Annotated in this window: 13 protein-coding genes and 1 tRNA gene; 12 read left to right on the forward strand and 2 right to left on the reverse strand. The window is 30.0% G+C overall.

All coding sequences use genetic code 4. The features are described 5' to 3' along the window. Nucleotides 1-76 precede the first annotated feature (76 nt). Together ACXYRR_RS00495 and ACXYRR_RS00500 are read left to right on the forward strand one after the other, a co-directional pair. Nucleotides 77-934: a DegV family protein gene (locus ACXYRR_RS00495; protein WP_458597265.1), complete on the forward strand. Its 858-nt coding sequence runs from the start codon at nucleotides 77-79 to the stop codon at nucleotides 932-934. Then, a complete protein-coding gene (locus ACXYRR_RS00500) occupies nucleotides 927-1,151 on the forward strand; it encodes a hypothetical protein (RefSeq protein ID WP_435130285.1) in 225 nt (74 codons plus the stop codon). The genes ACXYRR_RS00495 and ACXYRR_RS00500 overlap by 8 nt, the downstream gene beginning before the upstream one ends. Before the next feature lie 6 nt (nucleotides 1,152-1,157). Here the strand turns inward: ACXYRR_RS00500 and ACXYRR_RS00505 are convergent, their stop codons facing one another. Continuing rightward, nucleotides 1,158-1,307: a hypothetical protein gene (locus ACXYRR_RS00505; RefSeq protein WP_458597266.1), complete on the reverse strand. Its 150-nt coding sequence runs from the start codon at nucleotides 1,305-1,307 to the stop codon at nucleotides 1,158-1,160. A gap of 266 nt (nucleotides 1,308-1,573) precedes the next feature. Here ACXYRR_RS00505 and ACXYRR_RS00510 point away from each other — a divergent pair. Continuing rightward, nucleotides 1,574-1,650: transfer RNA gene (locus ACXYRR_RS00510), tRNA-Arg, on the forward strand. Between the two features lie 58 nt (nucleotides 1,651-1,708). On the opposite strand, the gene ACXYRR_RS00515 is transcribed toward ACXYRR_RS00510, so the two are convergent. Continuing rightward, on the reverse strand, nucleotides 1,709-3,082 hold the full coding sequence (locus ACXYRR_RS00515) for a M17 family metallopeptidase (protein ID WP_458597267.1): 1,374 nt from the start codon (nucleotides 3,080-3,082) through the stop codon (nucleotides 1,709-1,711). 468 nt (nucleotides 3,083-3,550) lie between these two features. Here ACXYRR_RS00515 and ACXYRR_RS00520 point away from each other — a divergent pair, with 468 nt between their 5' ends. The 9 genes from ACXYRR_RS00520 to ACXYRR_RS00560 all read left to right on the forward strand — a co-directional run bounded on the left by ACXYRR_RS00520 (nucleotide 3,551) and on the right by ACXYRR_RS00560 (nucleotide 10,814). After that, nucleotides 3,551-4,606 carry a phospho-furanose lactonase gene (locus tag ACXYRR_RS00520; protein WP_458597268.1) on the forward strand — a complete coding sequence of 352 codons (1,056 nt, stop codon included), beginning with the start codon at nucleotides 3,551-3,553 and terminating at the stop codon, nucleotides 4,604-4,606. Between the two features lie 18 nt (nucleotides 4,607-4,624). Further along, nucleotides 4,625-6,415 (forward strand): PTS ascorbate transporter subunit IIC, encoded by a 1,791-nt coding sequence (locus ACXYRR_RS00525; RefSeq protein ID WP_458597269.1) that lies wholly within the window; start codon nucleotides 4,625-4,627, stop codon nucleotides 6,413-6,415. Between the two features lie 100 nt (nucleotides 6,416-6,515). After that, nucleotides 6,516-6,803 carry a PTS sugar transporter subunit IIB gene (locus tag ACXYRR_RS00530; protein ID WP_458597270.1) on the forward strand — a complete coding sequence of 96 codons (288 nt, stop codon included), beginning with the start codon at nucleotides 6,516-6,518 and terminating at the stop codon, nucleotides 6,801-6,803. Between the two features lie 2 nt (nucleotides 6,804-6,805). Further along, nucleotides 6,806-7,276: a PTS sugar transporter subunit IIA gene (locus tag ACXYRR_RS00535; protein WP_458597271.1), complete on the forward strand. Its 471-nt coding sequence runs from the start codon at nucleotides 6,806-6,808 to the stop codon at nucleotides 7,274-7,276. Between the two features lie 8 nt (nucleotides 7,277-7,284). Next, nucleotides 7,285-7,941 (forward strand): 3-keto-L-gulonate-6-phosphate decarboxylase UlaD, encoded by a 657-nt coding sequence (locus ACXYRR_RS00540; protein ID WP_458597272.1) that lies wholly within the window; start codon nucleotides 7,285-7,287, stop codon nucleotides 7,939-7,941. After that, nucleotides 7,916-8,791 (forward strand): L-ribulose-5-phosphate 3-epimerase, encoded by an 876-nt coding sequence (locus tag ACXYRR_RS00545; RefSeq protein WP_458597273.1) that lies wholly within the window; start codon nucleotides 7,916-7,918, stop codon nucleotides 8,789-8,791. The genes ACXYRR_RS00540 and ACXYRR_RS00545 overlap by 26 nt, the downstream gene beginning before the upstream one ends. Next, nucleotides 8,781-9,500 carry an L-ribulose-5-phosphate 4-epimerase gene (locus ACXYRR_RS00550; RefSeq protein WP_458597274.1) on the forward strand — a complete coding sequence of 240 codons (720 nt, stop codon included), beginning with the start codon at nucleotides 8,781-8,783 and terminating at the stop codon, nucleotides 9,498-9,500. Before ACXYRR_RS00545 ends, ACXYRR_RS00550 begins: the two co-directional genes overlap by 11 nt. Then, entirely contained in the window at nucleotides 9,481-10,341 is an 861-nt protein-coding gene (locus ACXYRR_RS00555; protein ID WP_458597275.1) for an HAD family hydrolase, read from the forward strand. Before ACXYRR_RS00550 ends, ACXYRR_RS00555 begins: the two co-directional genes overlap by 20 nt. 2 nt (nucleotides 10,342-10,343) lie before the next feature. Continuing rightward, complete coding sequence (locus tag ACXYRR_RS00560) at nucleotides 10,344-10,814, forward strand: MPN499 family protein (RefSeq protein ID WP_458597276.1); 471 nt, start codon at nucleotides 10,344-10,346, stop codon at nucleotides 10,812-10,814. Nucleotides 10,815-10,912 lie beyond the last annotated feature (98 nt).

A 10,912-nucleotide genomic window follows, 5' to 3' on the forward strand; every position in this document is an offset into this window, starting at 1 on the left:
ATTTATTCATATTTCATTTGCTCAAAATTTTTAAATTTGTTTTTATATCTTTATATTTTTTAAATATAATTATCATATGAAAAGATTGGGAATAATAGTAGATTCTTTTTCTGGTTTATCAGTTGCACAAGCAGATGAACTAGGTTATAAATTTTTACCTTTACAAGTAGAAATCGATGGAGAAAGTTTTGAAGATGGATATGTATCAAATCTAGAAATACTAAAAAAGATATCGGTTACATCTAAAATTAAAACTTCATTACCAAAAATAGACAAGATGACTCGAATCATTCAAGATGCAGCAAAAAACTATGATGATGTGATTTATTTAGGTATCTCACAGCATTTATCTAACACTTTTATGCAAGCTCGTAGTATTTCAATGGAACTGTCAAATGTGCATATAATGGAAAATCACTTGTTTGGCAATCAAATTGTTCGAACAGTTGCACATCTTAAAAAAATGTATGAAAACGGTGCGAGCATTAACCAACTTTTTGAAACATTAAATAATATTAATGAAACATCAAGAACATTTATTGTTCCTTATCGTTTAGAATATTTAATTAATGGTGGTAGGTTGTCTGGTATTAAAAAATTTCTTTTATCTAAATTAAAAGTATACCCTGTATTAAGCTATAACGAAGAAGGTAAAGTTAAATCAGTGGCAACAAAATGAAACTTTAAAAATGCTACTGCTAAGGCATTTGATTTAGTTAATGAGTTTATAGATAGTTTAAAAAACATAGACAAAAATGCTAAATATTATGTAGATTTAATTTCAGGTGTTAATGATGAAGTTAATCAAGCAATTACATCTGATCAATTTATCAAGGCAAGCACACAAATAACAACTCCATTACCTATTGCAGCACATACTGGTCCAGAAGCATTTGCAGTATCTGTGATGGTAGAATTAGAAAAAAATGAGTAAAAAACAAACAAATATAAATACAGACACCAAAGATAAAATAGATCTTCAATATACTACATTAGTAAATTCAATTATTAAAGAAAATACATTACCTAAAGAAGCAATAAAAAAATATCGTAGAAATACTTGAATATATGTAATTTCAATTATTTCAATTTTGCTTTTAATCGTAATTGTAGGAATAATTATTTGACAAATTATTGTGCATGTAAAATAGCAGAAATTATGCTATTTTTATTATAGATAATTTTGGTTTATTAGTAGTATTTAGATATAAATCTTTTAGATATTCATAAAACTCAATTGTATTATCGTTTGAGATATTTTGGTTAATACTTACATTTTCATTTTCATCAAGATATTTTATATTCATTCATAATTGAAGCTAATTATATTGTGTATCAACAATAAGTTATCATAAATATTAGAAGTATGCTTTGATATATTAATTTTCAATTATAATTATGTTTATACACATAATTATTTTGTATTAAAAATGATATTCAATATAATAAGAATTATTGAAAAGAGAAGAAAAATAATAATTATGAAAATAGCTGAAAAAACATGAACAAAAAATTATAAAATATAATCAAATAATTTAAATTACAATCAAATTATGATAAAATAAATACTAGTGGTCGCGTAGCTCAGATGGACAGAGCACGAGCCTTCTAAGCTTGTGGTCAGAGGTTCGAATCCTCTCGTGATCGCCATTTTTTTATACTTTTTATATAGAGCAAAATAAAACCATCATAATTGATGGTTTTTTAATTACTCAGTTGCATTAAGCGCTAGTTGAACTAATGTTTTAACCATTGCACCAGTTGGTTTTCCACCTTGTTCTGCTGTCCCAGCAACATCTAAATGAATATATTCAATCCCTTCGGTAAATTCTTTTAAAAACATTGCTGCTGAACAACTTCCACCACCTGCACCAGATAAGTCAGTGTTTTTAAGGTCAGCTACAACTGAATTTTTAATTTCCTTAGCAAATGCTTCATCAAGAGGCATTCTTCATACTAGTTCATGTTGAGATTCTGCCGCATCCTTTAAATCATCTCATGCTTTATCAGTTGTTGCTCAAACTCCGGTATAGGTACTTCCGAGCGAAACAAGGATTGCTCCAGTTAAAGTTGCAACATCCACAAGTCTTGTTGCTTTCAGATTTCTAACTGCATATGTTAACCCATCTGCCATTACTAATCTTCCCTCAGCATCGGTATTATTGATTTCAACAGTTTTTCCATTCATACTGGTTCATACCGAATCAGGTAATGATGCATCACCATTTACTCGGTTATCTGTAATACACATTACAGCAGCAACATTGGTTTTAGGTTTTAATTGAGCGATTGCTTTCAATGCACTTGCTACAAATACAGAACCAGACATATCAAATTTCATTCCAAGCATTGAACGACTTGGCTTTAGTGAATATCCACCTGAATCAAAGGTAATTCCTTTTCCTACATAAACTGTTTTGGCTTTTGAATCTGGATTCCCGTTATATTCAATCACAACAACTCTAGGTTCATACATACTTCCACGATTAACAGAAAGAAGTAATCCCATTCCAAGTTCTTGGATTTGTGCTTTGTTTAATACTGTTACTTTTAAATTGTCATATTTAGTTAAATCTTCAACAACAGTTTTAGCTAAATATTCAGAGTTACAAATGTTAGGTGGCATAATTTGTAAGTTTCTTGCGTAATTAACTGCATCTGCTAAAACATTTGCGCTATAAAGTTTGTGTTCATATCTTTGTGGCTCTGTTGTTGATAAAAAACTTACTGCAAATTTTTCTGGTTTTTTAGAAGTTTTTGCATTGTAAATATCTGCATTTACATATTTATATGCATTTGTAAACGCATCTACAACACAAGGGATACAAACCTTTCCACGAACAAATGAATCGAGATCAATTTGTAAGTTGCGAACTTGTGATGCGAATAATCCCTTAGCGAATTTTGAGACTACATTATAGTCATATTTTTCTTCTGTTCCAAAATAAACTAATGCTTCATTGCTGTCAAAGTATTCAGTTACAACCGATTCTTTTTCAACTAAGGTTTTTGGATAACTGTCACCTTTAAAAACAGCTTTTAAAAGCATTGATGAATTTCTTGTATTTTCTACTTTTACCATTTATTTCCTTTCTGGTTTTGATTATATCAAAATATTTATTTTACACTTATAAATTGTATTTGTTTGTTGATATAGTTGTTTTTTTGTGTAAGTTTGTCTTCACTGTAAGGAAATAAAAAAAAGAAAAAATTAATAAATTATCTTTATTTATGAAATTAATTTCATAAATAAAGATAAAAACTTATATATTTTAGGAACATAATTTACAAATTTTATCTAACTTTTCTCCCTTATATACAGTTGAAAAAGAAATTTATTACTTTTACAGTACTACAAAATAAAAATTTATTTTTTTCATTTTGTAATTTTTTTAAATATGCTTTATCAAGAATTTAATAATTTATGGAAAAAATACGCAATTTTTTCCGTATTTAGATATTTTTAAACTAAAATAAATATATTTTACAAGAATAAATGAAAAAATGTTTTATGATAAAAATACATTTCATAATATTAAAAGGAGAATAAATGAAAAAATTCGCAAGAACAGTTTTAGGTGATATTGATCCTAAAGAATTAGGTGTTGTGGATTGCCATGATCATTTAATTAAAAATTATGGTCCTGAAGCACACGAACATCCAGACTTTGTTATGCTCTCAGTCGATGCAGCATTAAAAGAAATGGATGAATACATTGCAAAGGGTGGTAAAAGTATGGTTACTATGGACCCACCCAATGTAGGTAGAGATGTTCATAAGATGCTAGAAATAGCGAATGCTTTAAAAAACAAAGCTCATATTATTATGGCTACTGGTTTTCATAAAGCAGCATTTTATGATAAGGGAGCTTCATGATTAGCTTTAGCACCAATTGATGATATCGTTGAAATGGTTAAAGCAGAAATTGAAGTTGGTATGGATGGATACAACTACAGTGGACCAGTTGTAAAAAGATCTAATGCAAAGGCAGGAATTATTAAAGCAGGTACAGGATATGCTGCTATTGATAGACTTGAACTTAAATCATTAGAGGTTGCGGCTCGTTCAAGTATCGAGACCGGAGCTCCAATTTTAGTACATACACAATTAGGAACTATGGCATATGAAGCCGCACAACATTTAATTGATTTTGGAGCAAATCCAAGAAAAATTCAATTATCACATTTAAATAAAAATCCTGACAGACTTTACTATGAGAAAATTATTTCAGAACTTGGGGTAACTTTATGTTTTGATGGACCTGATAGAGTTAAATATTACACAGATTTAACATTAGCAGAAAACATCAAATATTTAGTTGACAAGGGGTATCAAAAACACATTACACTTGCATTAGATGCTGGTAGAGTGTTATATCAAAGACACTATGGAGCCGAAAGAGGTAAAGAAACTTTTGGTCTGGGATACTTATTCGATAGATTTATTCCGCTTCTTAAACAAGTTGGAGTTAGCGAAGAAGCAATTCAAGATATGTTAGTAAACAACCCAGCAGAAATCTTGGCTTTTGATGAACCAAGAAAATACGATGTTACTAAAGTAAATCCTAGAGTCTTAGAATTAAAAAAACTATTAAAAGTAAAATAACCTTATTTAAGGACAAATATGATTAAAAAAATTGACTCTAAGAAAAGGAAAGGATTAATCATTGGGTGATCAATATTTGCTTTAATCAATGTTTTCATTATTTTAGTATCAATGTTGGTTAAATCAGCACAACCAAATGATCCAAAGGTGTTACCATGAACACCAAAAGCTGCTGGTGATGCCTTCCTTTTCATGTTTAACAAAGTTTATATGGATAACTTCTTTAAGCAACCTGCATTGTTATTAGGTTCGCTTACATTTGTAGGTTATCTAACCATCGGAAGAGGTTTTCGTGAATCAGTAATCGGATTTTTAAAAACCGTTATTGGATTTATCTTATTACAAATTGGTTCAGGAACCTTAGTTTCCTTAGCTAAACCCGTATTTGAAGGAGTTAAAAATATAGGTCAAGGTGCAGGAATCGTACCATTAGATCCGTATTTTGCATTAGCAAGTTCAAATACATTCTTTGAAAAAGCTTTCTTAGGAAATAATTATGTTTCATTAATCTCATTTGCATTCATCCTTGGATTTGCTGTAAATATTGTTATGGTAGCATTAAAAAGATGAACAAACACAAATAGTTTAATGATAACAGGACATGTTATGATTCAACAATCAGCTGTTGTTACAACCATTTTATACATTATCTTATTCCAAGATATGCGTATCTTTACAGGTGCTTTATCAGCAGGTGAACAAGCAGGAATTATAATTATGTCAGGTATTTTCTTAGGAATTTACTGAGCAGTTGGTTCTGCATCAACTGTAAAAGGAACAAATGCTGTAACACAAAATGCAGGTTTTGCAGTTGGACACCAACAAATGCTTGCAATCGCTACAACATATAAATTAGGTAGATTTTTTGGTAAAAAAGAAGATTCAGCTGAAAACAAAAAACTTCCTTCATACCTTAAAATCTTTGAAGATAACATTTTCACACAAACAATTATTATCTTGCTATTATTCTTAGTATTATTTATTGTATTGTTATCTGTTAATCCGTTTAGTGTTATCGCTCCAGATCACATTAAATTTACCTCAAATTATGCAATATGAAACAATTCATTTGGTGGTGCTAACTTTGGATTAAATATCCTTGGTGGAGCATTGAAAATAGTTGCATCATTAGTTGCAATTATTACTGGTGTTAGAATGTTCATTACAGAACTACAACAATCATTCCATGGAATTAGCGAAAAAATAATTCCTGGTGCAGTTGTAGCTGTCGATGTAGCTGCAGTTTATGGATTTTCAATCAACTCTGTTACATTTGGATTTATTTCAGGGGTAATTGGGCAATTTATCGCAGTAGCAATTATTGGTGGCTTATCAGCAATTCCGAACCAAAAATTCTTTAATATTGCAATACCATTATTTATCACCTTATTCTTTAACTCGGGATCATTGGGTGTATATGCAAATGCATCAGGCGGATGAAGAGCCGCATTACTTCTTCCTGGAATCTTTGGTTTCTTGGAAATTGTAATTATTTCGATTGCGACAAGAGCAATTGATAATTCATACCAATCAATTATTACACAACACTCACAATTTGCTGATGGTATAGATAAAAGTGGTTTTGTTTCACCTGTTGCAAATGGTTATATTGGTATGGCAGACTGAAACTTATTCTTTGGTTTATTAATGTGAATTTCTTCATATAATTTCATCCTTGCCTGAATTTTAGTTATATTAGCAATAATTGGATTATTGGCATTAGGACAAATTGTAGATAATGGATCACAAACCAAAAAAACATTTTTACAAAAAATACTTAAGTTACAACCAAAATTAGTTAACAGCTAATTTACTAAGATTAGCCTTGTGCTAATCTTTTTTCAAAAAAACATCTTTTTATCTATGATATAGGTAAAAAACATATTATTATATTATTTAGGAGATACTTATGGAAACACTTAAAATTATCGCAGCATGTGGTAATGGAATGGGAACTAGCATGATAATTAAACTTAAAGTTCAAAAAATTATGAAAGAACTTGGAGTAAGCGCAACTGTTGATGCTTTATCGATGGGCCAATCAACAGGAATGACAAATTCTGTAGATATTATTATTTCATCAAAACATCTTTCAGAAATGTTTAATCACAACCAACGTGCAAAAATTGTTGGTGTTACAAATTTGATGGATGAAAACGAAATTAGAGAAGCTCTTAAAAAAGCACTAGGTTTATAATTATGGAAAAAATTAATTTATTAGAAATACTTAAAAAATATCAAACAGTTAATGTAGGTTTACATGCAAAAGACTGAAAAGAAGCAGTTTATTTATCAATTAAACCTTTAATTGATAAAAAGCTTGTTGAACCAAGATACTACGATGCTGTGATTGAAAGTACCTTAAAATATGGACCATATTATATTATTGCAAACCATCTTGCAATCCCTCATGCCCAAAGCGAAGCTGGAGTTTTACAAAATTCATTTTCATTAGTAACTTTAAAACAACCAGTTTACTTTGAAAATGACGAGCGTCCAGTTTCATTATTAGTTGCTTTAGCAGCAACATCAGCTGATGTTCATACATCAGAAGCATTACCACAAATTGTTAGAATTTTTGAACAAGATTCAAATATTGAAGCAATTATGAATGCAAAAAGTAATCAAGAAGTCATCGATATTATTAGCAAAATAGATGCACAAGCATAAAGGAAAATATGGCATTACCACTACTACAAATCGCATTAGATAACTTAACAATTAAAGAAGCAATCGAGTCAGCATCAAAAGCTGCAAAATACATAGATGTAATCGAAGTTGGAACTATTTTATTAGCTTCCGAAGGAAAAAAAGCTATTTCAGAAATCAAAAAAGCATTCCCAGATAAAATTATTGTCGCTGATGGAAAAATTGCTGATGCAGGAAGAGTATTTGCAAAAATGTTCTTCGAATTAGGCGCAGACTTTACAACTGCAATATGTGCTGCTGAAAATGCAACAATGGCTGATTTAGTTAAATATTCACAAACTTTCGATACTAAAAAAGAAATACAAGTTGAAATGACTACTAACTTCAGATGGGATCAAGTTGAGGCATGACAAGCATCAGGTGTTACACAAATCGTTTGACACCGTGCCCGCGATGCTCAAGCTGCTGGAGTTAAATGAGGTCAAAAAGACATTGATACAGTCGCAAAACTTGCTAATATGGGGTTTAAAGTAACTGTTACAGGGGGGGTAACAGTTGAAGATATTAAACTCTTTAAAGATATTCCAGTATACATATTCATTGCTGGAAGATCAATCCGCGATGCTGAAGATCCACAGCAAGCAGCAAAGGAATTCAAAGATGAATTTAAAAAATACTGAAACTAAAACCCGTTTTTTAGGCATTTATGAAAAAGCAATCAATAATAAATTTGATTGAAGTCAAAAAATCGATATTGCCAAGGCAGCAGGATTTGATTTTATTGAATTCAGTGTTGATGAATCAGATTTTCGTCTTGAAAGATTAGATTGAAATAATACACAAATCAATGAATTAAGAAAACTTTTGATAGAAAAAGATTTTTACTTTAATTCAATGTGTTTGTCAGCACACCGTAAATTTCCTTTCGGATCACATGATTTAAAAATTCGTGAACATGCCTTGCTGATAATGGAAAAAGCATTAATTTTGGCTAAAAAACTTGGTATTCGAACTATTCAATTAGCTGCCTACGATGTTTATTATGAAGATTCGGATGAACAAACCAAGCAATGATTTATCGCAGGGATGAAAAAGGTTGCTAAACTTGCATCAAAATATTCTGTAACAGTTGCTTTTGAAACAATGGATACACCATTTGCAGGAACTATTTCAAAATGTTTAGCATTCTTAAAACAAATCGATGCACCTAATTTTTATATATATCCTGATTTAGGAAACTTAAATCAATTTACCAAAGATATAGAAAATGAAATCTTTTTGGGTGCAGATAAAATCGTTGGTTTTCATTTTAAAGACACCTTACCTAATAAATTCAAAGAAGTTCCATGAGGACAAGGAAGTGTTGATTTTGTACATTCATTAAAGCAGTTAACTAAAAACGACTTAAATGTTCCGATTTTAATTGAAATGTGATCAAAAAACCACCCAGATGAAACTGCTATAGAAAACATTGAATTGCTAAAACAAGCAAAAGCATTTTATCAAATGCAATGAAAGGAAGCAAATGGTGAATAAAGCCGAAATTCAAAAACTTAAACAAGAAGTTTATCAAGCTAATATGTTATTATATCAATATAAGCTCGCAATTCATACCTGAGGAAATGTTTCGGGAATAACAGAAGATCGCAAATATATGGTAATCAAGCCATCGGGTGTTTCATATGAAACTATGAGTGCCGATGATATGGTAGTGGTTGATATGGATAATAATGTAATAGATTCTAAACTTAATCCATCATCAGATACTCCTACTCATACTTTATTATATAAAGCAAATAAGAATATCAAAGGTATCGTTCACACCCATTCACCTTATGCTGTTGGTTTTGCACAAGCAGGTAAGGAAATTAAGTGTTTTGGAACTACTCATGCTGATAATTTTTATGGTTCCGTTCCTTGCACCCGAGAACTAACAGATGATGAAATAAATGGTGCATATGAGCATAATACAGGGTTAGTTATCATCGAACATTTCACTAAAAACAACATAAGTTTTGAATCTACTAGTGCGACCTTGGTTAAAGAGCATGGTCCATTTGTTTGATCGATTAAAAATCCAAAAGATGCAGTTAATTTAGCACTTACCTTGGAAGAAGTTGCTAAAATGGCATTACACACTTTAATTTTAGTTCCCGATAAAGGTCCTGCAAATCAGACTTTACAAAACAAGCATCACTTTCGCAAACATGGACCAAATGCATATTATGGACAAATTAAAAAATAGTGATTTTGAGTATTTGTTTTTTGATTTAGATGGAACCTTACTTGATTCACACAAAAATATTACACCACAATCATATCAAGGCATCCAGAGAATGCGAAGTCTTGGTAAAAAATACTCAGTTATCACAGGAAGACCACATTATTTAGCTAAAGAAGAGTTTTTTAATTTAGATTGCGATTATCCTGCAATTTGCTGCAATGGTTCACTTATTTACGATTTTCAAAATGATCAAATTGTTTATAAAAATCCTATAAATAAAGCATCTGCTAAGGCAGTTTTTGAAGCATTGATAGCATCAGGTGTAGTATTTTTGGTGTATACATGTAATCAAATTTATGGTTTTCATAAAAATGCAAGCAAACCAAGTTGATTTGCTTGATTAGAAGACACAATTGCTAAACGCAAAAAAGAAAATCAATTTGCATTCGACTATTATGATTTAAATCATCAAAATTCAAACTTTAACACAGATGAACATGATATTTTAAAGTTCTTAGTTATCAAGCGTGATAGTACAGCTGAAAATACTGATATTTCAGCGATGAAAATTTCAAAGATTGACAATGTATATATTATCAACTCGCAAGTACATGTTTATGATATTATGCCAATCAATAATTCTAAAGGAAAAAGTTTGCAGATTTTAGCAGATAAATATAACATCGATTTAAATAAAACATTGGTATTTGGTGATGAAGATAATGATGTTTCGATGTTTGAAGTTGCTAAATATTCAGTTGCAATGGGTCAAGCACGAGATGATGTTAAATCAAAAGCAACATTTATCACAAATTCACATGATGAACAAGGGATAGCAAACTTTTTAAATATGTTGGAATAAGAATGAAAGTTAAATATATAAAAATTAATCATATGGAAAACGGATACTGAGTTGTTCCTCCAATATGAAAAGTTTTGACACCAAAATCACGTAATTTTGTTATCAAACATGCTAAATCTTTAGAGGATATTATTAAATATAATCAATGAGAAAACACTAATATTATTTTTTCATTTAATTCTGATAAGGATTTTTATTTGTTTAATAAGCTAATGCGAATTCGTGGTTTTGACTTTCAATTACACCGCAATAAAGTTGAAAAGATGGATGAACAAGATTATATAGACTATCAAATCATTGAAAATCTTATCATTCGTTTTAACATAAATACAATAAAAAATTTATATTATGGAAGAACTTTCTTTTTTACCAAGCAATACTTTGAAGACTTTTATCAAAAGAATGCTAAAGGTTTAAAAATATTATATGTTCAATGAACCAGATGAGGTTTTGAGGTTCTTTCAAATGTATAAGATATGCTTAGTGCAATTAATTTGTGCTAAGCATATTTTATTGATGCTTGCAGAATAAAGCAGTAGTTATAGCAGTCCAGGTTCTAGATTCAAGCTAG

Source organism: Mycoplasma sp. 246B (assembly GCF_054353935.1).